At 43.1% G+C, this 23,950-nt stretch carries 15 protein-coding genes; 11 read left to right on the forward strand and 4 right to left on the reverse strand.

The annotated features are described in order from the left end of the window. Positions 1–36 precede the first annotated feature (36 nt). From FGL37_RS14895 to FGL37_RS14920, 6 genes are all read left to right on the forward strand, one after another. Positions 37–3,444 (forward strand): family 43 glycosylhydrolase, encoded by a 3,408-nt coding sequence (locus FGL37_RS14895; protein WP_051606844.1) that lies wholly within the window; start codon positions 37–39, stop codon positions 3,442–3,444. A gap of 256 nt (positions 3,445–3,700) precedes the next feature. Next, positions 3,701–6,868 (forward strand): SusC/RagA family TonB-linked outer membrane protein, encoded by a 3,168-nt coding sequence (locus FGL37_RS14900; RefSeq protein ID WP_028069872.1) that lies wholly within the window; start codon positions 3,701–3,703, stop codon positions 6,866–6,868. A 45-nt stretch (positions 6,869–6,913) separates the two neighbouring features. Then, a complete protein-coding gene (locus tag FGL37_RS14905) occupies positions 6,914–8,389 on the forward strand; it encodes a RagB/SusD family nutrient uptake outer membrane protein (RefSeq protein WP_028069873.1) in 1,476 nt (491 codons plus the stop codon). A 19-nt stretch (positions 8,390–8,408) separates the two neighbouring features. Further along, complete coding sequence (locus FGL37_RS14910) at positions 8,409–9,551, forward strand: DUF4859 domain-containing protein (RefSeq protein WP_028069874.1); 1,143 nt, start codon at positions 8,409–8,411, stop codon at positions 9,549–9,551. 79 nt (positions 9,552–9,630) lie between these two features. After that, a complete protein-coding gene (locus FGL37_RS14915; protein WP_028069875.1) occupies positions 9,631–10,599 on the forward strand; it encodes a hypothetical protein in 969 nt (322 codons plus the stop codon). Between the two features lie 26 nt (positions 10,600–10,625). After that, positions 10,626–12,482, forward strand: a complete 1,857-nt coding sequence (locus tag FGL37_RS14920; protein WP_028069876.1) for a DUF4859 domain-containing protein — start codon at positions 10,626–10,628, stop codon at positions 12,480–12,482. A gap of 126 nt (positions 12,483–12,608) precedes the next feature. Here FGL37_RS14920 and FGL37_RS14925 read toward each other — a convergent pair whose 3' ends face one another. Both FGL37_RS14925 and FGL37_RS14930 read right to left on the reverse strand, forming a co-directional pair. Beyond that, positions 12,609–13,565, reverse strand: a complete 957-nt coding sequence (locus FGL37_RS14925) for a hypothetical protein (protein WP_138096886.1) — start codon at positions 13,563–13,565, stop codon at positions 12,609–12,611. 89 nt (positions 13,566–13,654) lie between these two features. Beyond that, entirely contained in the window at positions 13,655–14,257 is a 603-nt protein-coding gene (locus tag FGL37_RS14930) for an SMI1/KNR4 family protein (RefSeq protein WP_028069878.1), read from the reverse strand. A 704-nt stretch (positions 14,258–14,961) separates the two neighbouring features. On the opposite strand from FGL37_RS14930, the gene FGL37_RS14935 reads away from it, so the two are divergent. The 3 genes from FGL37_RS14935 to FGL37_RS14945 all read left to right on the forward strand — a co-directional run bounded on the left by FGL37_RS14935 (position 14,962) and on the right by FGL37_RS14945 (position 19,623). Continuing rightward, positions 14,962–16,176, forward strand: coding sequence for a DUF4934 domain-containing protein (locus tag FGL37_RS14935; RefSeq protein WP_160169487.1), 1,215 nt, complete (start codon positions 14,962–14,964; stop codon positions 16,174–16,176). A 159-nt stretch (positions 16,177–16,335) separates the two neighbouring features. Continuing rightward, complete coding sequence (locus FGL37_RS14940; RefSeq protein ID WP_028069881.1) at positions 16,336–19,026, forward strand: carboxypeptidase-like regulatory domain-containing protein; 2,691 nt, start codon at positions 16,336–16,338, stop codon at positions 19,024–19,026. A gap of 336 nt (positions 19,027–19,362) precedes the next feature. Then, positions 19,363–19,623, forward strand: coding sequence for a hypothetical protein (locus FGL37_RS14945; RefSeq protein ID WP_028069882.1), 261 nt, complete (start codon positions 19,363–19,365; stop codon positions 19,621–19,623). 293 nt (positions 19,624–19,916) lie between these two features. Here the strand turns inward: FGL37_RS14945 and FGL37_RS14950 are convergent, their stop codons facing one another. Both FGL37_RS14950 and FGL37_RS14955 read right to left on the reverse strand, forming a co-directional pair. Beyond that, entirely contained in the window at positions 19,917–20,330 is a 414-nt protein-coding gene (locus FGL37_RS14950; RefSeq protein ID WP_028069883.1) for a hypothetical protein, read from the reverse strand. A 67-nt stretch (positions 20,331–20,397) separates the two neighbouring features. Then, positions 20,398–21,012, reverse strand: a complete 615-nt coding sequence (locus tag FGL37_RS14955; protein WP_028069884.1) for a SprT-like domain-containing protein — start codon at positions 21,010–21,012, stop codon at positions 20,398–20,400. Positions 21,013–21,432: 420 nt separating this feature from the next. Between FGL37_RS14955 and recN the strand changes: the two genes are divergently transcribed. Next, positions 21,433–23,094: a DNA repair protein RecN gene (gene recN, locus FGL37_RS14960; RefSeq protein ID WP_028069885.1), complete on the forward strand. Its 1,662-nt coding sequence runs from the start codon at positions 21,433–21,435 to the stop codon at positions 23,092–23,094. Positions 23,095–23,330: 236 nt separating this feature from the next. After that, positions 23,331–23,924: an RNA polymerase sigma factor gene (locus FGL37_RS14965; protein ID WP_051606846.1), complete on the forward strand. Its 594-nt coding sequence runs from the start codon at positions 23,331–23,333 to the stop codon at positions 23,922–23,924. Positions 23,925–23,950 lie beyond the last annotated feature (26 nt).

The following is a 23,950-nucleotide window of genomic DNA, read 5'->3' on the forward strand; positions in this document are numbered from 1 at the left end:
TTCCATTATCCTGTAAAGCCTATTTCAGTGAAAATTATGTACCGTTATTGTCTTTTTGTCCTGGCCATAATTGCATTAGGCATTGGACCCGCTTACGGCCAGCACCTGAAGCCACATCAACAGCCCAACGTCCTAAATCCCATCTTACCGGGGTATTTTGCAGATCCGACAATAAAAAAAATTGGAGACACCTACTATATCTATGCAACTACAGATGGCAATGGTTGGGGAGCAGGACCGTCACAGGTGTGGAGTTCCAAAGACTTTTGTAATTGGACGATACAGCCAATGAATTGGCCAAATACACACTGGTACTGGGCTCCGGATGTCACTCAAGGATATGATGGAAGATATTACCTGTATTATAGTCAGCCTGTTGAGATTTTTGGTGCGGTGTCAGAGAAGCCAATAGGACCTTGGAAACCGTTGGTTGCAGATGGCAAATCGATCATCCAAAATTATATGATCCCCGGTGTAATTACGCTGGATGGACAGACATTTAAGGATGATGATGGGCGTATATACATGTACTGGGGCACATGGGGCATATATCCTGGACATGGTTGCGCTGTTGGTGTGCTGAATAAGGACATGAAGAGCTTTGAAAGTATAGATCTGATTCCAAATACTGTGGCAAAGGACTTCTTTGAGGCACCATATATGTTTAAGCGTGATGGGATTTATTATCTGATGTACTCTTCCGGCTATTGTGAAAATGATACTTACCGTGTCCAATACGTGATGAGTAAAACGGGCCCTCTGGGACCCTTTGAATATCCAGAAGGCAATCCAATATTGGCAACGAGCGAGGATGGTACTGTTCATGGGCCCGGACATCATAGTATTCTGAAAGAACATGATCGTTATTTTATCGTTTACCATAGGCATAATAACCCACATTCAGGTAGCGGTTTTCATCGGCAGGTGGCGGTGGATGAATTGCACTTTACAGCTGATGGCCATATCCAAAAAGTCGTCCCGACTCATCAAGGGGTAGGCGATCTGCTGAAACTGCAACGTCGGGATGAAGATTTAGCCTTTGGAAAGATAGTAACTGCTTCATCCTATTATAATGATGATTTTCGACCTTCATTTTTGGTGGATAATAATAATGGCACTTTGTGGCGGGCAAAGGATAATCAAAAGCCAGCATGGATACAAGTAGATCTCGGTAAATCCGAAAAAATATCTACGATATCTATCCAGTTTGAATATCCAACTTATGCTTATCAATACCGGATAGAGACTTCTTTGGACGGCAAATCTTGGCAATCGTTCGTTGATCGTTCAGAAAACGATCGATGGGCAAGTCCTGTTATGGAACATGGAAACGCCCATGCGCGATTTGTACGTCTGCAGCTATGCCGTACTCAATTGAATGGTCTGCCGTTAGGCGTTTGGAATTTAAGGGTTTACGCTAAGCGAGTCGCTCAGGAAACACTGTGGTCATCGCCCCAACCCATGCCTAAGCATCACCGCGAATATGGGAATATATTACGGATAGAAGCTAATGATTATCGCGAGGGCGAGCGGTTGGATCGCATTGCAAACAAAGGTCTGCTGCCTGGAGATCTTATCGCAACAAAGCCTGTGGTCGTTAAAAATTATCAAGGCAAAAAAGCATTCTTTTTTAATGGTGCTACAAGCTTGCGTTCCACTTTTGCCGTACCACCGTCGTTTTCGGGAAACGGTTCTTTCACTATCTCGATGTGGGTCAATAACCCCGACATCAGTAGATTTGAACAATTGGTGGCTTGGTCTGCGGGAAACCAGGATCTGAGCAAGGCGGTGTTTGGGTTTGGAAGCGATCCACAGCGTGGAGCCATTATCCACGGCTCTTGGCCCGACATGGGATTTTCTGTCATTCCTTCGAAGGATGAATGGCATCATATTGTGCTATCGTTCGACGGATATCAGGAGTCTATTTTTATTGACGGTAAAATGCAGCGTAGGGAAAACAGAATGCTATTTGTAAATCCGGCCGATGCTTTTATACTCGGAGCCTCTGATCGGTTAGATGATAACTTTTCAGGATACATTTCGAATATAGAGATCTATGATTATAACTGGGATGAAGAGACAATTAAAGCGGCAGCATTGAACGTTGCAAAAGACAGCTTTTTTGCCCTGCAAACAGATGACCTCAACCTTGGAAAGGTAAGTAAATTAAGAAATCAGGGGACATCAGTGGATACCTCGGTCAGCATTGACGGTGCCCAAGCACTTATTCTCGGAGGTAGAATTGCATTAAAGGGCATTGGTATTGATAATGGTTCTTTGACAGAAATCCTCCAGAAACCGGCCTATTCTTTTGTATTTGATTGGTACGATGGAGTGAACTGGCAACATGGTCTGCTAATATCTCAGTGCGGTAAAAGGACCTTTTATCAAAATGGCACGGTGGTAGATAAAGAAATTTTCGACAGACTGTTTTCTTTTGCCAATAAAAAAGTCAGCCTGACTTACCCTTTTAACTTCTTGCAAGCTTATCCTGATCAACTTAGGGATGATCAAATCAAAGCGAAGTGGCAGGACTGGAAAGAAAAAATGGCCGCTTATGCAGTTCCCGAAACACCGGAAATCCTTGGCTCAGTCCGATATATTAATGCGAATAATGTATTTGTGCAAATCAAAAAGCAACGCGACGGGCTTCAGTATCTCTTTCGTAGTAAAGGAGGGCATTCAGGGTGGATAATGCAAAATCATCATCTTTTTAACAGGACAGAGCTAGGCAATGCAATTGAAATCTACGTAAAGGACGAGTTTGGAAATGTTGGTTACACGAAGACCATGCATGTCCCTGCACAGGAGCCAAAATGTTTCAGTTCCATGCTCACCCAAAAGTATACGATTGAGGAGAATACCATTCCTTTCTGGGACGGATATCAGGCTAGTTTGCTAATAGATAGCGCGCAAATAGCTATCGCTGGTCTGGGAGAATCTTGGAGAATTCAATCCCGGTATACGAAGTGGGGAGATGTTAATTTCCAGCCACCATTTTTGTTCAAAGAAATCACCGGTGATTTTACCATGGAGGTGCATATAAAAGATGTCGCCGGACAGCGCAGTAAACACCGGACATCGAATGAAGCAGGTATTATGATACAGGCTGTAGACAGCAGGGAGGCCTATATCACTAACAATATTTTAACCGGATGGAACTTGGGCAATCTTTCCCGAAGTACAAGTCAAGGCATTTTACAGGAAGGAAATACAGGTACAGGGTTAGATTTTTTACCCTATCTACAGGTCCAAAAAGCCGGTGATTACTTCTTCTTGCGTTGCTCAAAAGACGGTCTTACGTGGAATGATCTTCCGAATACACCTTTTTTGAGAACAGATCTTCGTGGTAAAAAATTAAGAGTGGGTTTATATCAACTTGCAGGTTCCGATCAATTGGGATATGGAGATTTTGACCATGTAAAGATCTGGGCTGATAATTGATTAATTAAATGCCGCGCCCAATCGGCTATTCGAACATTTCCTTATTATACTCCTGTTAAAATAGTAGAAGCAGTTGGTAAAATCTGATAAAAATAGCGTATGTCCAAACGCTATTTTTGGTTTATCAGAAACGCAACTAATCAATTTGAACGATACTACAAGTATCGATCTGGCAAAGGGGGGAATGTAGTCTCTCTAGAAAATGAGCGATGTAACTGAGCCTGTGCTAAACTGAATTACACCTGTTTAATAAATTATGAATATGTATGAAACCTATCCAAAAAAAATCCTATTTGGTATTTTAATGTTGTTGCTGTTTGTATGTCAACAGCTAAGTGCACAGCAACAACGAATGATCACAGGGGTCGTGAAAGATGACAAAGGAATTCCTTTATCTGATTTGAGTGTACTCGAAAAAGGAATGGGAAACGCATCTAAGACCGATGCCGATGGAAAGTTCTCCCTGAAGCTTAAATCGGCAAATCCGACCTTGATTTTTAGCTCCGTTGGTTACGTCCGACAAGAAAGGACGCTACGTACTGGTGAAAATATGCTGCAGATTACGATGAAAGAAGATGGGACCGGACTTGATGAGGTGGTCGTCATGGGCTATCAGGACGTGCAGCGTCGGAAGACCACAGGTGCTATTGCTACTGTAAAAGGTAAAGATTTTGAAAATACACCTTACGCAACCTTCGATGCCATGTTGCAGGGGCGTGTCGCTGGTCTGACGGTGTTGAGTACTTCGGGCGAACCGGGTACCAATAATATTGTCAATATTCGCGGCACGAGCAACCTAGGCTTAGCAGACAACCAGCTGCAGGCACCGCTGTATGTGATCGACAATATCATTTACGACGTGAGTGATATTCAGGCTGCTTATGGCAACGCGAGCCCTTTGCAGGCGATTAACCCCAATGACATCGAATCGGTCGATATCCTGAAAGATGCTTCGGCATCGGCCATCTACGGTGCCCGTGCTGCAAATGGGGTCATTATTATCAAAACCAAACGTCCGGCGCAGGGGAAACCCGAAATACGGATCTCGGCATACAACGGAGTTTCAAGCCGTCCGGCCATGAAGCCCATTACTGTGGGAGCCGCCGAGCGCAGGCTGAAAATGAATTTGCTCTATCAGGGTGGATCGTACGACTGGTTCAACAACGGCTCTATCAGCCCCATGTTGACGGATAGTTTAAACCCCGCCTTTAACAATAATACCGATTGGCAGGGGCTCTTTCTGCAGTCGGCCAATATCAACAATGTCAATGTGAGTATCGGTGCCACCATGGAGAAATTTCTATACCGTTTCTCGGCACAGCGTTATTATGAGGAGGGCGTAATGATGGGCTTTGAAAATGAAAACCTGACCCCGCGCCTGATGTTGCAAGCTAACCCGACGGACAATTTCCAATTTGAAACAAATTTGTTCGCAGGTTTTACTAAAGCGAAACATGGCTCGGGTGACGATGCGAAATATCCATTTAGTACCTGGGGATTTCCTTCTTCTTTCTATCAGATTACGGATGTGGACCAGCAGATCTATACGGGGCGCTACGATGGCCTGATGGACCGTGACAACTCATTCAGCCTGAATGGAAATTTCGCCGGTACACTCAAGAAATTTCTGATCAATGGCCTGACCCTGCGCTCGCAGTTTTCGTTTAATGTCAATAATAATACACGTGACCTCTTCCGTCCCAAACTGCTTACAGGCTATAGAAACTTTGCACAGAATTGGCAGAATCAAAATAAGCGCTGGGAATGGGAAACTTATTTTAACTACATCAAAAGCATTCGCAATACCCATAATTTTAGTGCCGTTTTGGGTACTGGTATCGAACGCAATACGTCCAACAATAATTATATGTATGGCTATAACGATAATGGGAATTATGTAAAGACCGTAACCGGTATCCCTTCGGGGCCTGATCTCTATGCGACGACTTCCATCAGTGAGCGCTCGCGCGTATCGGTGTTCGGACGTTTTGGCTATGATTATAAGGACAAATACCTGCTTTCTGCAAGCTACCGGATGGATGCTTCGTCGCGTTACAGCAAGGACAACCGCTGGGGTATTTTCCCTTCGATCTCTGCCGGCTGGGTACTTTCGGAAGAGCCATTTTTTCAGGGCATCAAAAATGCAATATCCTTTTTTAAAGTGCGGGGCAGCTACGGTATTACGGGACGCGATCCGGGTTCGTACTACGCGCGCTATACAGGGCTGACTTTTGATGCATCCTATGCAGGCGCCGTGCTGGAAAATGGCATCGGTGGTTCGGTACTCTCGTATAATGGCAAGCCAGCAGTATCTCCTAATTATGCGGCGGCGGCAACATCACCGACGATCCGATGGGAGCGATCGCCGCAGTTTAATGCCGGATTCGATATGAACCTGCTGCACGACCGGGTTACCGTGACTGCCGATTTTTATGTGCGCGACTCCAAAGAGCTGGTATACGATCTGACCATGCCAGCGACCTCGGGATACAGCACGGTCTCCAACAATTTTATCAGTGTCAGAAACAGCGGTGTGGAAATGACGCTTATTTCCCGAAATATGGCCCCCGGATCGGCATTCCAGTGGACGACCAACTTTAATATCGCTTACAATAAAAATTATGTGACCAGCCTCCCCGACGGTGGAAAGGAAATACAGGTGGGGCCACCCTGGATGCAACGCGCCCTGAATGTAGGTCAGCCTATTTTTCCATTTAAAGTGTGGGATGTGGATGGGGTATATGCAACCAATGCTGATGTGCCTGTCGATCCATTGACGGGGAGAAGAATAGCGCACTTTAATCGGTCAGTCCTTTATCAGGCCGGTGATCCGCGCAGAAGGGATGTCAATGGGGATTATGTGATCGACTACAACGATAAAATTGATATGGGAAATCCCAATCCTGACCTCGTTGGCGGATTTATTAACCAGTTTTCCTACAAGAATTTTAGCTTATCCACCCTCGTGAGCTTCGTGTTCGGACGCTCCCTGTGGAACGGCTACCTGTCTGACAAGTTACAGGATGCTGGTTCTTCTGCCTTGTATACTACTTGGGGAACCAATTCCGCCATTGCAGGCGATTTTAAACCCAGCGACTTCTGGATGAAAGAGGGGGATCAGACCAAGTACCCGACTTTGTTTCGTAATACGGTAGATAATTGGCATATCGCCAATAGTACTTTTGTGGAAAATGCCAGTTTTGTACGCCTGAAAAATATTCAGCTGAGCTACACATTCCCGCAGGCCATGATGAAGAAACTTAAGTTGAAAATGCTTCGCATTTATGGTGTGGTGGATAATGTGGCTGTCAAGTCGTGGTCGTCGGTGCCGGACCCTGAAGCTGTGGAAGCTAACGGTTATTCTACGGGGAATGGTTATCCGATCCCTAAGAAATGGACAATAGGCTTGGATGTTACCTTTTAATCATGTCAGTTTCATCGGATAACGGTGGATCAAAATTATTTACAGATGAAAAGAAAAATATTGTTTTTAATGCTGAGTGCTTTCATGTATCTCGTTTCAGGCTGTTCCAAGTTTCTGGATATTGAGCCTGTAAGTTCTGCTACGGATGAGAACTTTTGGAAAACGCAGGAAGATGCCACTAGCGCGACCAACGCCATGTATGCGCTGCTGCGCAAGGCCTTAAATCAGGCCAATGGTATGGCTTTCTATACCTACGGCGATCTGCTCACGGACGAAATTACTTCTTCGACCAATGGGGACTTTGCCCCGATTGTCAATATGCAGCTCAACACGCCCGTAGCAGCTTCGGAAACGTGGCGGCCCGCGTATCAGCTGCGCCGCTATGATGTTTTCTATCAGGTCATAGACCAGGCCAACCGCGTGATCCAAAGGCTTCCTAAAATGGATGAAAATGCCTTTGATGACGTATCGGTCAGAGATTATTATATCGGCGAAGCTTATTTTGTGCGAGCATTTGCGTATTTCTATATGGCTAGGGTATGGGGAACAGTACCAATTATAACAGAGTCTGTGTTGCCAATAGATGCGGTAAACCTTCCAGCAAGCAAGGAGAGCGATGTGCTGGATCAGAGTCAGGCCGATTTATCCAAAGCGTTGACTTTGCTCAAATGGGACAATATCGACCAAGATGATTTTGCATTGCGTGGGAATACTGGAGCAGCGCTTGCTCTACAGGCGCACCTGAGTGCCTGGCGCGGTGAATATGCCGGCTGCGTCGAGGCGGCTAAATCGGTATTGGAAAGCGGTCAGTATTCTTTTGTGGGAAGGGACAGCCTGAACTACCGCGGTATCTATCAGGGAAAATCCAATGAAGGTATTTTTGAGATCTCCCAAAACGGTGAAAACGAAGGTACAAACTCGGGTATCGGTGCGTTTACACTGGCAGGACCCTATTACCGCTTGTTAACCGATCCGGTACTTAGAATCAGTCAGGATTATATTAAAACGCTTTTCAAAGACAGCAATGACAAGCGATTTAAAAGTGTATTTGATATTGCTTATAACAATAACTATGCGCTGTGTACGAAATATGCGAATGTTAAGTTCTCGAGTAATGCGTCAAATGCCACTGCAATATTTAAAAATAACATCATCATTTTCCGGTATTCGGATATCAAGCTGCTGATGGCAGAGGGCTTGGCAGCGATCGGTAAGGCTAGTTCGGCAGAAAGCATTTTAAATGAAATCCGGAGCCAAGCGGGATTGCCCGCCTATACAAATGAGGAGCCGCTCATTGAAGCTATCTTTAATGAAAGAGCACGTGAGCTGTTTTTGGAAGGCCATCGCTATTTCGATCTCGTTAGGCTATATAAGCACTTCAATATCTATAAATTTCCAGAGGGAAAAATGAATCAGGCTCAATTTAATGCAAAGAAATACCTTTGGCCATTTGACCCATCGTTGTTGTCATCCAATCCAATGCTGAATCAGACACCATACTGGGGAACTGTCAATATGTAAACCACTAAACTTGAAAAAGATGAAAACCTTATATCGATTTGTATTGCTGTTGGCTTTTGGACTGACAGTGATCGGTTGCAAGAAAGCAGCTTATCTGACGGATGACGGTCTCCATGTAGCCGAAGTCAATCTGTCTACTTACGACTACCTCGCTGCTCATCCCAATAGGATGTTTGATACCTTGCTCTTGGTAATCGACCATTTTAAACTAAAAGATGAAATTAACAGGGCAAAAACCTTTTGGGCACCTTCGGACTATTCGGTTAAGCGTTATTATAAGCAAAAAGAAGACTCGGTCAAGTATGTGGATGAAAATGCACAGTATTCTTTCGACCAGTTTTTGAACGACATCCCCTTAGATTCGGTTAGGGCGTACATCTACAACGATGCTCCTTACGATCTGGAAACGGCTAGCACAGCGTATACGACGATCAGCAATGCGGCCAATGTGGGCGGATTTTTCTATCATAGGCAAAGGCAGCCCAAAGCGGCCTGGTCTTCACAGCCCGTTTATTACCTGTATTACGTGAAAGTGCGTGGCGAGGCGGATCAGATTAGTCCCGACGGCATTGTTACGGTCAAAGAAGATGATCAGGCCGATATGCGGGTATACTGCCAGACTACCGGCATCAAAACAGCATCAGGAACCACGCTGAATGTGCTGGCCAATACCCATACGTTTATAGGTGATTTTGTACCGCGCATCATCACGGGCCCTAAAATCGTAGAAACCGGTTCTATACTGACATTTACCTATGATCTGAGCATCAAATATGATGCAGCCGGTTATACAGGCACCACAGTGGATCTGCTGCTGCCACGTTTAGCCCGCTTTTATGGCGTGGAGAGTGGGGCTATATCCGCGCTGGTGGGGAGGGATATCACGTACTATGCCGTGCAGCCGGATGGCAGCCTGAATGCAAATAGTACAGCGAATGCTCCGGGGCACTGGTTCGATGCCAAAGGACAAACCTGTTCATGGGGTACGGATGCACGCATCGTGTCTGAGCTGTCAACCTCAACGATGACCTTTAATGTACTGCAATATCCGGGGCAAACAACAGTGGGCAGTACCTATACCGTACGACAGTCCCTCGTATACAAGTCCAAAGCAAAAGGTGATTTGAATGCTGTTTTTGTATTCAATGTTAAGATCAAATAAATTATGAACCTATCTGGATGATCCGGTGGCAGTGCTGGATTAAACGGATAGTTTTGTTACAAAGGAAAAAATAAAACAGATGAAAAGACCAAGTTCTATCCTAGGCTTAGCAGGTTTATCCGTGTTGATATTGGATTCCTGCAAGAGTGACCAAATAGGTTATTTAAGTGAAAATATACGGTATAATGTTGAAAACTTACAAGTCAACCAGGGGGCGGTGGTGTATACAGAAGCTCTGGTCGCCAATGGAAGCACAACCCCGTTGACGGTGAATCTACTCGCGGTACGGAATAAGGAAACCGGTGAACTGACAACAGAATTTTCAAAAGAGCATGAGATATCCACCTACCTTGCTGAGATTACCTGGCGGGATACCACTCTGGATCAATTGAAAGCTAAAATTGGGAAGGCTAAATATCCACCGATGATGCTCAATGCCACCGGTGGCCGGGTGGGATTTACGCAGGCAACGCAATTTGTGACTCCGGGGCAGTACACGATCGATGTGGAGGTGAACAATATCGCCGGTCAGAAAATAGTTAAGAATATCCTGGATTTTACTGTCATCGGCGCTAAGAAAGAGGATATTTTATTTCAATCGTGCACAAGTTCGGACTACGGTGCAGAATCCAATTTTTTGCCTTATACCGATTATCAGATCAGTGTTGGACATCAGGCCGAAGGAGAAAACAAAATTGTCTATATATGGGAAGATAAAAACGGCAAGCCTTTCAATCCAAAAAAAGGCGAGATCATCAAACGTGGGGATCGGCCAACTTTCAAAAACTGGTCACCTTATTATCCGGAGGAAGTCACGGATACGGCTTTGGTGTATCGCTATCCGGACGTGTCGGGCTTGGTATATCCCATTATGAACGGTACCTATGTAGGCACGGAATTTTGGTCGGGCGATCCCATTTCTTATTACCGTGTGGTGGGTACGGCAAATTCATTGGGGCGTAATCTCAATCCGGTATCGACCATCAAATTCTACAGAAGCGGTACCTACATCGTTCGCTTCCGTTTTCTAGCAATCACACATAGTTGATATCTAGTCTATTAACGGTTTAAATTATGAAAAAAACAGTAATGAATAAACTTCTGCTGATATTGGTCTCAGTGCTTGTGGTACTTTCGCAGGGATGCAGCAAGAAAGAAATAGAACTTCCCATAGAGGAGGCGACAACTACTCCGCCCACCACCGTAGGGACAGATTCTTTGACGATATATAAGCCCAAAGAATTTGAAGGGATGGATTATAACGATAAAGACAGTAAATGGTCTTATTCGCGTAGCCGTCAGTCAGAGCATTTTATCGTCTTCTGGGGGGCAAGTTATGGGAAGAACGATCCCAATTCGAACAATGTCCCCGAAGAATATCGCGTCGATATTGATGATCTTTTGGCCAAGGCCGAACAGTTCTACGCATTGAACGTCGGGACGCTGAAATTTGCAGAACGTAAGGTGAACCGATCCAATCTGGATAAATATAAAATGATGATCTTCGTGCACTATACGACGGAGTGGATGGCTTATGGTGGCGGTTACGACGATACGATCGGAGCACTGTGGATTAATCCGGCGACCTGCAAGCCCGTAGGCGCTGTGATTGCCCACGAGATTGGGCACAGTTTTCAATATCAGGTATTTGCAGACCTAAAAGGCGACCATGGGTTTCGCTACGGTTTTGGCGGAAAGAGTGGCAACGGATTTTGGGAGCAGACAGCGCAATGGCAAGCCTATCAAACGTATCCGGCACAGGCATTTTCGGGTGCTGATTTTCCCGTTTATACCGAAAATTACCATCGCCATATCCATCACGAGAAATATCGTTATGCCAGCTATTTCATTCATTGGTATTGGGCCAGTAAACACGGCATCGATATGATTGGCCGGATCTGGCGTGAAGCCTTAAAACCAGAAGATCCGGTTCAGGCTTATATGCGTATGACCGGTATCGATGTGAAACAATTCAATAGTGAGATCTATGAAGCTGCGTCCCATTTTGTCACCTGGGATCTGAACAGTATTAGGGATTATGGAAAGAATTATATCGGTAAGCTCACTACGAAATTTACCCGACAGTCCAACGGAAGTCTTCGCGTTACCTATGATCGTTGTCCGGGTACTACGGGTTATAATGTGATCCCTTTGGAAGTCCCCGCAGCGGGAACCCAGGTTTCCGTGGTTTTTAAGGGACTGCCAAATGCTTCTGGATTCAATCAGGTGGATGCCAGTCGTGCAGGGTGGCGATACGGCTACGTAGCTTTATTGAAGGATGGCACGCGGGTATACGGTGATATGGCGCAGGGTACAGAAAATACGGTCGCTTTTACTGTTCCTGCTAATTGTAGCAATCTGTGGTTTGTTGTCACTGGTGCTCCAGCTGTCTATGAACCACACGCATGGGATGATGACGATAGCAATGATGAGCAATGGCCTTACGAAATTAAAATTCAGCAGACAACAGCGATAGGATACAATGATGTGAGTGGTCAGCCGAAAGATATCGCATTGAATTATGATGTCAGCTTCCCTGCCGATGCCACAGGTTATTCGGGCACGCAAGTAAGCGTCAATGCAGCTCAACTTGGTGAGGCCTTTGCAATACCATCCGCGGATCTGGAAAATATGATGACCAGGGGAGAAATAAAATTTTATGGAGTGGAGCCGAATGGAAGCTTAAATCCCAATAATACAGCTACCGGTTACGGCCATTGGTTCACCGAGACTGGCAATGTAACGAACTGGGGAGCTGCTTCGGCCCTGTTCTCAGAATTTAATGCCGGTACCATTACATTTTCCATTGGACAATATCCAGGCGCTCTGGCGGCTGGAAAAAAATATACTTTCAAACAAGCACTGGTGTATACCTACAGCGCAACGAAAGCTGTTCAGGCTACATTTACGTTTACTGTCAATGTCAAATAATAACGAATCCCCTTACTTTAATTTGAGTGGAGGGGATTCTTTTAAATGATAATACATTCTCCAGTGTTGCCTTCCTATAGAAAGTTCATGCTGATTGTAAACTACGTTAAGCGCTGTCCAGTTTCTCTACTGGTTGTATTGTATTCTCGTAATTTCAACATGCTTGAGTTTTTCTTTTCCGAGTTGTAGTGCTCCTTCTCTTTTAGCTTCTATGAAATAAGGAACGCCGGGGTTGTACCAATATTCCAGATGTTTGTTATCGTACATATCGAATCTCGATGTATTGGTTATTTCATTTATTTCATTTGCCTGAAGTCCCAGCTGAGGTAGCAGATCTAGTAGAAAAGCTTTGGCATCAGCTGGATTTATGGTCGTTTCTTGAGAAATGACACAAAAGCTGTTGTCTAAGTCTACGTCCTGCACAACAACCTTTATATCTGCGGGTATCGAAGTTTGGCCAAAAGGATTAGCCATTTCACCCTTCCAGAGTAATGTGTCTTTTACAGGGTACATTGTGCCAAAAGGTGTATGAAACAGGAGGATATCCTTCGCTACCATTTGTTCGACCATTTCCTCTGAACTGAATATCTTGTAAAGTGCCTGCTTCATTTTCTCTGACTCTTGTGCCGAAATTTTATTGGATTTTTTGGAGTGGTTTGACAGCGTATTGAAAATATTCAACATGCTGTTTTTAATGTCGTCAAAGTTTTCGATTGCTACATATTGGCCGATATCATCTGTCTTATAGATAACATTCATGACTATATCTTTTGCGATACTTTTTATCAATTCTGAAGTTGAACTGTCGGCAAATGAAAACTGTGACCAATCGATGTCATAAGCCCACTTGATCCTATAACCATCGGGCAACGAGTCCAGTACAGTAAAGCTGGCCTGAAAAGCTGCAGAATCATTTCGTATAAGCCGATCTTCCTGCCATTGTTGGTTTATTTTTGTGATTGTAAAGTCGTACGAATCACCAGCTGCCCAGTAGGCGGCAAAGGGGATAGTATCCACCTGCGCATAGGCTCCCGTCCTCATTAGGAAGAGAACGAGGAAGGTAAAGATGTATTTGATTTTCATTTTATCTAAGGTGTTTGAATACGGCTTTTGGTGCTAATTTATGGTTATTTTCTTGTTCCCCAATTATGTCTGGCTATTTGCTTGGTAATCTACTCCAGATAATCTTCGATAATGAAGTCAAATTGATTGTCGATCAATTTTTGAAGATATTCATCAAAGCTGTCTGCTATGACACGAAACTCATCGGGGTCATGCAGGAAGCGTACGATTTGGCCAGCTTTGCCTCTCTCCGAGGGACTGAAATCAATGAATAACTGTGAAGTTCCACCGTTGTTCATACAATCAGAGAAATGAAGCCAATTTAAATGGACGACATTATCCGTGATTTTCGGGTCGATCTCCACATGATCGTATTCTCGATTGATATAATCCCGATAGTAGGTTGTGGCCACCCCTTGATTCTCTATCATTTGCTCCGATGAAAGCAGATAATATGGGTACTCAAAGACATCGGATCCCATGAAATACAAAGCAATTTTCTCGTCATTGTAGGTCCTCCAATAAGTGCCATCCACATAGAGCAGCAGATCGATTAACGTTTCGGGTATGGCTGGATAAATCTGTTTGAGTCTGTAGATATTCTCGTCGCTTGCGCCATGTTTGATTTTTTCAAAATTGTCCCATATTTTTTTACCGCCATTCTCGTAGTACGCATTTCTGAGGGCGGAAATATAATTTACAGCTGTTTTCATTCGACTTGTTGTTAGCAAGTGAAGTTAAATAAACTTTCTGAAATACCGTGTATACCAGTTTTACCGTACATTTCCAATTGTGTCTACACTGTGGACACAATTGAGCTGAGGCCAATACAAGTTACTTCTAAGCCGGAATAGTGAGGACAGCGAGGGCTTTAGGTAGTAATAGTATTGGTCATTTTTAAATTGTGAACGCACTGCGTTCGCAATTGAGTGGGACACAATATGCGATAGACTCGGCTGAGTATTGTATGTTTTATTTCGTTTTTTTTAACGATAATTTAACTAAAACCTATATATCGTTAATATTCTTTTATTTTATATTTACTTTCAAGTTTTGAATATGAAGTGAGTTGCCATAATTAGTTTTTATAGCCAAATGATATATAACGTTCTGATTGCTTCTTATAAAATGTTGCTTTATTGACCCTTGGTTTAAATGCTGGGTACAAATTTTATTAAATACGTTATAACCTTGTGAGTTTTTTGTAAAATCACCTGCTTTGACAGGGCTCTGGTCGTATAAAAGCCTATTGATTATAAAATTCGGGAAACCTATCATGTAGGGTAAATATACAATCAATTACTTTGGCTCCCGAAGATATTGTTTCTAATATGAATACGGTGCCAGCTTAGTTGTTAAAAGAGAAATCATTAAAACCCGGCTTTAACATTAATCGAACCCAAAAATGAAATTGTTTATGATGCTAAAGACTAAGACAAAAGCTTACTGGATTCTTCTTTTCGTATTTATGTCGATTGTCCAGTTGAACGTATGTGAAGCGACGATGTCTCTTAGGAGAGATTCTGTCACACAGCCTCTAGAAATTCGGATTGATCCAGTCTCAGCGAACGGAGGAATAGACGCAATCCTGTTTGATTCTATTCGGTATATTCCCCTTGAAACTAATCCACAATCAGAATTCTCTGCGATATCACAACTTGAGGTATCCACAAATTACTATATTATTTTGGATCGCAATTTAAACACATTGTATTTTTTTAGGAAGGATGGAAGCTTCAGTCACAAATTAGATAAATACAATGCGAATGTGCCGTTTACATCTATTTCCCGATTTACTATCGACAAAGAAAAAGATGTTCTGTCTTTTGATGATCTCATGAATTCGCGAAGATATACTTTAGATCTGAACACAAATTCCGTGACACATCAACCGCGGAATGAAAGCTATAGAGATTATATATCATTTAACGGTTATCAGCTATACTATCATTTACAGGAGGATATAGGATCTGATTTTGCCAGTATCGTACGCTTTGACGCAAAAACTGGTAGAAGACTTGGTTCTTATCTACCAGCCGACACAGCGCGGAAAAACGTTTCATTGGCGGAGAGTTTTCATCATTTCTATCATTCTGACCATGGGCACCTCCTTTTTACAAGACCCTATGATTATACGGTCTATGGATTTGACAGCAGCGCAGTACCTTTTATACGGTACAGATTTATTTTACCATTATCAAACGTAATTCCCCCTGACTTTTTGAGCAATGCCGTATACTATAATAAGTGGAGTGAATATTTACGATCAAATAAATCGATCATCTATTCCATACAGGCTGTCTATCAAGCGGAGAATTGGCTTACTTTTCATTTATTTCCCACCCGGAAAGGAGGTACCTTTTTATATCACCTGATAACAGGCGACTTATTTAATCTTGGAGAAATTGAAGACGGAGCGACAGGTCTTCCCATTGTAGAACGATTGAAGCCCGTGATTGGTAACGATCGGGGCGCACTGATCTCCGAGCTGTCTTTCCTTTCGCTAAAAAAGAAATACGAAGAAGCTTCGAAATCAGAACGAGCAGATTTACTTCCAGCTCAGTTAAATGCGTTGATGGACAGAAAGTCCCATAATAGCATTCTCAGGCTGTCCTATTTAAAAAAACATTAATAACAGGTCCGCATCGGAATTCGTTGGTTTTATCAATTTAAGGCATTAATTAAAAATAAATTTCAATTGAGCGATAGACAGATGCATATCTGGAAAATGTCAAGACTGTACTAAATGATTAGGTTGCTGAATCTTTTACTTTTATTTACAATACCTATTATGGCCTATTGTCAGCCCAGCTCTAACAGACAGCTTGGCATACGGGGGCAGGTGCTGGACAGCCTCACCAATCAACCTGTCATTGCTGCTACGGTGAGTGTCTACCATAAGAAAGCCGGTAAAATATTACAATACGGATTTACGAATAATACTGGCTCGTTTGCCTTGTCCAACTTACCGTTGCGGGATAGCCTGTTACAGATCCGCATTTCGCATATCGGCTATGAGAAGGCAGAAATGGATCTGAAGGTCGTATGTGGACAGTCCGAGGCTGATATGGCTAAAGTTTTCCTGAAAAAGAGATCCAGGAGGATCGAGGAAGTGCTTGTAAACAGACCGCCGATGCTGATGAACAGGGATACCCTGGAAATCAACCCTGAGGCTTTTGATCTGCAGCCCAATGCGGTGGTGGAAGATCTATTGACCAAAGTGCCGGGCATTGTTGTCTGGGGGGATGGTAAGATTACTGTCAATGGCAAAAACGTGGCTAAAGTACTGGTTGAAGGTAGACCTTTTTTCGGACGGGATCCCACTGTTGCGACGCGCAATATACCATCGGATGCCATTGATAAAGTAAAGGTGTATGAGAGCCCACAAAACACTGCATATCAAGAGCAGCAGCTTGAAATCGATATCACTCTTAAAAACGAAAAAAAGAGGGGCTTATTCGGGAAAATATCGTACAGTGAGGGTACAAAAGACCATAGGGAAGGTACATTTCTGGTCAATGCATTTAGCCCGAAAAACCAGCTCAGTCTTTTTGCGGGCGGAAACAACACCAATAAAATCGTCCGAAATGTGGGAGATTTTCTGGCAGCCAACGTGTACAAGCCCGGAGGTGAACGTTTGGAGCCCAACACCCCCATGTTCGGACAGTCCGGATTAAACAGATATGTTATTGGGGGGACAAAGTTTGAACGGAAATGGAATGAGAGATTTAATACCGATATACAGTTTCTTCTCAACGACAGAAGATCAGAAAATGTAACGGAAATCCAAGAGATGAGATTGCTCGAGGACGGTCAAAAACAGTATATTGCGGAAAAGCAGCAGCGCAGCAATGACGGTTCCGGCCAATCTTATCTCGGTTTAGCTAGATACAGAAACAGCAAGTGGGATCTGCGCATCAATAGTGAAGCCGGACAGACAGCATCAAGCGAGGAGAACCGGCATGAACGATATGTAACTGACAAGGAAGAGGAGGCATTGTCGACTTTAAACAAAAGCGTTTACGATGATGAGAATCGACGCAACGGGAGACTGGGCTTTAATCTGCGACAAACAGATTCTGTTGTCTCAAAACTGGAAGTCAATTATAAATTTGAAACGCAAAGGAATGAGCTTGGAAGGCGGGAGAATATTCTTTTCAATGGGCGAAACCCACTCAGCCGGATAAAACAGACTGACCAAAATAGCAGCCGTCACGAGCTCGATACTGATGTTGGTCTCAATAAGCTCTTCAGGAACTTGTTCGGATGGCCGGCCGGTCTTCAATTGGAAATGAACAATAATCTGGTTTTCAGACAGGCCGACGAAACTCAGTCTGATCAGTTCCTTGATACAATAAAAAACACGTATACTGTCAAAAATGAGGCATTGTCCTATACTGACCGCCTAAAGGAGGTCTTCTGGACTCCCCAACTGAGTGTGTCAAAAGGATTTGTCAGGCCCACTGGGCAGGGCAGAAACAGCTTGTTTGCCATGACAGCATTGGGGATGCAAACCTTTATCCGAAAAAATGTATCCAGCCATGAGCTACGTATCGTGGATCAACATTTTTTATATGCTCTGCCAACAGCGATGTTAAGGTATGAGCGCGCACAGCAGCTTTCGAATAAGGCGTTCACCTTTACATTTCGTTCACTGTTGAAGCAGCCGGAAATTTATCAGCTGACGGCACTGATGGATACGACTCAAAAAGACTATAATCGTATTGGTAATCATGGCCTTCGTCCTGAAGAACAGTATCAGTTTTCACTCGAATTTACGGATTTGCGGTATGCCAGGAATATGTCGCAACGTCTGCGCCTCACCTATTCTCTCAAAAGAAATGTACTGGCCGAAAATATCACATACCGTACGGATGGCGGCATACTCACCCAGACCGTCAATACCGATGGACTTCCAGCCTTACAGGGTGACTATCAGTATCGGACGGGCAAGAAAGTCTGGAATAGAGCGCTCAATCTTGAACTGACAAGCCGGTTCAGTTCAGGTCAGTATTATTTTTTCAGCGATGGGGCACGTTATAAAAGTCTGTTGACTGACGCCTGGCTTGAAACACGGGCGCAATATGGTCTGCTCGAACGTCTGAACATCGGTGTTCTGGGTGCATTTAGTTCAAACTGGAACCATACGGGAAACGATGCGGTGCGGGCAGGCAGTCATAGCCTTGGTCTGGATGTTGTGCTGACCTGGCCGCGACGTACAACATTGATAAGTAGATTTGTCAGTAAAAATTTTTACGCTGGCGGCCTGTCCTCAAACCAACAATATCTCTGGAATATCGAGCTGTACTATCGTATGCTAAAAAAGGAGCAGCTTGAAATCAAAATATCCGGATACGACATTCTGAGGAACAACAGAACAGTCCGCACTGTCCTTCGAGATAATATTGTCAGACAGGTGAGTGTAAATAATATACAGCAATTCTTCCTTTTCAGTCTATCCTATTATCCGCGGATATTTTAGTTGCCGACTCCGAATATTTCCGCCATGAGTTGTGATGTTAATTCTTATCCTGATAGCTATCTGTTTTTCTAACTTAAATTTCGATTAACGAATTCGTCATCGTTTACTTGGATATTTTCTATAATGAAAGGAACGGAAAGAGGTTTCTGCCGGAAGATAAACATAACTGGGTGGCGATCAGATTCCATGAAGATATAAATTGGGTCTATACGTGAAAAATGGAGTGTGGAAAATGGATCGCAATAAACGGTTTTTAGATGATACCCGCTTTTTTCAATTTTATTTTTCATACATAGATTATTTTGTACATTTGTATCGAATAAAATCGAAATAGAAATGGCAGATACTGTACAACCAAGAGCTCCAAAGACAACAGATAATAATGCGAATCAAACTCATTACTACAAAACATTGGTAGTGGCTATCGCTTTAGGTTTAATAGGTACATTTATCCGTTTTGTACCGGATGTATGTCCAGCATTGGGACAACAAACATTTTTGTTCTCTGCAATCGCGAATATTGCGATGATCGTAGGATCTCTTATTGCTTTCAAAACCGTTTTCGGTATTTTGGGATTTGGAAAAAACCGCGACTAACGAACAGTTATTTAAGATATGAAAGCCTCAGTTCCTGAGGCTTTTTTTTATGATTTCCCCTCAGCAATGCACTTGGCGATAAGACGCTCCTGCTATTCCATGTACAATAAGCTAAGAAAACCAACTGTAGGCCGTTCCTACGAATAAACGCGTATAGAGAGTCCATCGCTGTTTTAATGGACATGGATCAATAGGAGCATAGCCAACTCATCAATGCACTAAAAGAAAAAACGGATCAATACATAAAAAAAGGCATCAATTTTTTTGATGCCTTTTTTTATGTATTGGTTTGATTATGCAAAGAATGACCATGTACCCCAAGGAATACGTGCAAGCATCAGGATAAGACCAATGATGTAGAAGATTACAACAGTCTGATTTGCTTTTCTGGCATTTTCCATCTTTTTGGCTTTGGAGTAACCGATGGTGATCAGCACGATGGCAATAATCATCGTCAGCGGGTGCTCGATGATTTTAAGACGCAAATCCGCGTTTTTCATCACGCCGCCAGAAATCATGGATGGATATTTCAGATAGAAGTATAGGATCAGTCCTACTAATAACTGAATATGCGATACGATAAAACCTAACAAGGCAATCTTACGATTGTATGGTTTGTTGCCTAGGTAGTTCGTTAAGGTGATCACAATAGATATCACCAGGGCTAGCAATAAGACAATTGCTATTGTCGAGTGTAAGTGTAACATAAAACCTCTCTTTAATTGTTTCCTAAGTTAGCAAAGATAAAAATATAATGGTTGTATTTGTTAAAAATCATCGTTCGAGCGGAAATACTTCGGCTATCGGGTTAAAAAGATATATACGTCTAGTGCTCAGTTCCATGCATTTGTAGCGTTTGCGGATCTTGCCAATCCGTTGAAAAGAACGTCCGTTTTTCAGGGCAAAGTAATGGCCGTCCTCCAGGGACTCTACGGTGAGCGCGCTCGACTTTGCCGTATCATAAGCCTTTAACGTCCGGAAAAGATGAAGGTCAGTGCAGCTGGAGGCCGCCGGATTCTCCATATAATTGAGTATCGCCTGTTTAATATCGGCTGGAAAAATAGCTAGTTTTAGAAACGGATCCATCAATTGTTTAAAATGATTCTTCCATTCGCTACCATGGGGCCTGACACGGTGTTGATGCTTATTCCAGGTCTGCAGGTGCGCAAACTCATGAATAGTCGTTATCAGAAAGGAATAGGGGTTCAGATCATGATTGACCGAAATGCGGTGTGGGCTGCCCCTAAATGGAGCGCGGTAGTCGCCCAGTTTGCTGCTGCGTGAACGGGAGATTTTAAATAAGCAGCCCGTATCGTTTATCCAGTTGGATATAATCGGGGCAGCTTCTTCGGGCATATATTTTTTTAGGGTAGCACTGTAATCTTGCATGTCATAAAAATAAGGATTTATTCAGCTTTGCCTCATAAGCTGACAACATTATTTTGTCATCGGCAAACATTATTCTGTCAAAATGGTATTTTTTATAGAGCAATCAGCGTGATGCACAGCCAATAAGAGCACTATGCTCATGGTAGACGGGGGATTCCAATTTTGGTTTGTAGCGATATGAAGGTGATTTTCCCTTGCTCCGAATAGATAACTTTCATGACCTGAAGAGTTGTTTAACTATAAATGTTAGTTTAATTTGGAAAAATGATATTATTTTTAGTATTTAGTAGTCGGTTAATGGCTGACCCACCAAATAAATCGTCTATTATCACTAAAAAACATTGAAATAGGCTGATTTTTAATTAAATTGGTTACGTAAGCGGCGACGGGAGTTAGAAAAAGAAATAGACCTTCAACAATATGCTAGATACCTTACATATTAAAAACTATGCCCTTATCAACGAACTGGAGATACAGTTTGATAAAGGGCTGAATATGATAACCGGGGAAACTGGAGCAGGTAAATCCATTATTATGGGTGCGCTCTCGCTGATTTTGGGCAATCGGGCAGAGGGAAAACATTTTTTTGATCCATCAAAAAAATGTGTGATTGAAGGCGAATTCAACATTGGCGCTTATCGGCTAGCCGACTTTTTTGAGCGGAACGATCTGGATTATGCTGATCAGACTATTATCCGTAGGGAAATAACTCCCGATGGAAAATCGCGGGCATTTGTCAATGACTCTCCTGTCACATTAGTGGTTCTTAAGCAATTGGGCGAACAGCTCATCGATGTGCATTCACAGCATGCGACTTTACAGATCAATACAGAGGAGTTTCAATTTTTGGTGCTCGATAGTGTAGCTGGTACTTTTGGGTTAAAGCAAACCTTCAAAGAAAGCTTCCAGGCTTATAAAAAAGCCAAAAGGGAGCTGGATGAACTCAAAGAATCCGTCAAGAAGGCCGCTATAGAACAGGATTACTTCCAGTTTCAGTTTGATGAACTGGATGCAGCCAAACTGCTGGCTGATGAACAGGAGAACTTGGAGCAGCAGCAGCGACAGCTCGAAAATGCGGAGGAAATCAAACGGGCTCTTCATACTGCTTCGAGCCTGTTGGATAATCAGGAAGTTGCAGTACTAAGCCAGTTAAAAGAATCGCTGAACCAGGTGGAAAATATTGCAACATTTACACCGGAAGCAGCAGATCTTGCTGCCCGCCTGAAAAGTGCATGGATCGAATTGAAAGATATCTCGGGTGAGCTGACTTCTCTGGCAGATGATACGCAACTGGACGAGGGAACACTGTCGGAGATCAACGAACGTTTAAGTTTGTTGTATTCTCTGCAGAAAAAACATCACGTCGATTCGGTGGAAGAATTAATTCAGTTGCGGGATGATCTGGAATCAAAACTACTAGCCATCAGTTCGTCGGACGAACAGCTTGAACGTCTGGAAGCAGAGGTGGAGTTCAAACTTGAGGAAGCCCGCAAGAATGCTCAAGAATTGTCGGATAAACGAAGATTGGTGTTAGATCAGATTGCGCAGGATGTGCAAGGTACATTGTCGAATGTAGGTATGCCTAATGCAGCTCTTAAGATTGTACTGGAGACGCTTAAAGACGGCGATATGCGCGAGTCAGGGCTGGATGCCGTCCAGTTCTTATTCTCGGCAAATAAAGGGCAGGCTTTGCAGTCCATTCATCGCATAGCCTCCGGCGGGGAGCTTTCACGTGTGATGCTGGCAATAAAATCGCTCGTGGCGAAGACTTCTGCCTTACCGACGATTGTCTTTGATGAGATCGATACTGGTATCTCCGGTGAAGTAGCCTTACGTGTAGGGGAGGTGATGGAAAATCTGGCTCAAAATATGCAGGTGATCGCTATTTCGCACTTGCCGCAAATCGCTTCGAAGGGCACAGCACATTTCAAGGTATACAAGGAGGATAAAGCGAATCGTACGATATCCAATATTGTCCGGCTAGATCAAGAGGGTAGGGTCAGAGAAATCGCACAGATGCTCAGCGGGGCAAATCCTACGGATGCTGCACTCGAGCATGCCGTACAATTGCTGCATTACTAACATATTTGAACGCTAATTCAGGAGCGTGCTTATTTTTAACGTAAAATAATAGACATCTTTAAACTTATCCCAGCCTTTACTTCTTATTGAATGCAATAAGGATATTGATTGTTTTATGATATAGTATCCAAAAATAGGTAAAGCGCATTGCTGCTATTTTTGTTTTGGAAAATTATCTTTACCTTAAATCCATTGTTAGTGAAATTTATTGTCTTGCCAATTATAAGGGATAAAAAATGATGCCTCCTATAGAAACCGCTACGCTCGAAAAATTGAAGAACGGGGATCTGGATTCATTTAATGAAATATATTTCCGGTATTCGCCAAAGATTTATGTGCGGTTGGTCAAATTGGTTAAAAGCCAGACCGTCGCTGAAGAGATCTTACAGGATGTTTTTACCAAAATATGGCTTTATCGTGAAAAGATTGACCCTGGCAAAGGCTTTATATCGTTTGTCAACCATATATCGGATAATTTGGCCATGGATTTTTTTCGGAAAGTACAACGGGATAAGGTCTTACAACTGGAGGTATGGGCCTCAGCGGTAGAGTTGTACTATCACACGGAGGAAAACGTTTTTTTAAAGGATACACAGTATATGCTTTCCAAAGCTATTGATTCCCTAAGTCCTAAACGACGAGAAATTTTGTTGCTGAACAAATTTCAGGAAAAAAGCTATAAGGAAATAGCTGATCAATTAGGTATTTCGGTTTCAACAGTGAGTAATCAATTAGTCAGCGCATTAAAAGATATCAAAGAGTATATTCATAAACACTATCGCAACGAGTTTATAATCAGTTTTTTGTCTGCTTTTTTGTTTAATCTTTAAAAAAAAATAAAAAATGGATAGTGTGA

Source organism: Sphingobacterium thalpophilum (genome assembly GCF_901482695.1).
GTDB classification, from domain to species: domain Bacteria; phylum Bacteroidota; class Bacteroidia; order Sphingobacteriales; family Sphingobacteriaceae; genus Sphingobacterium; species Sphingobacterium thalpophilum.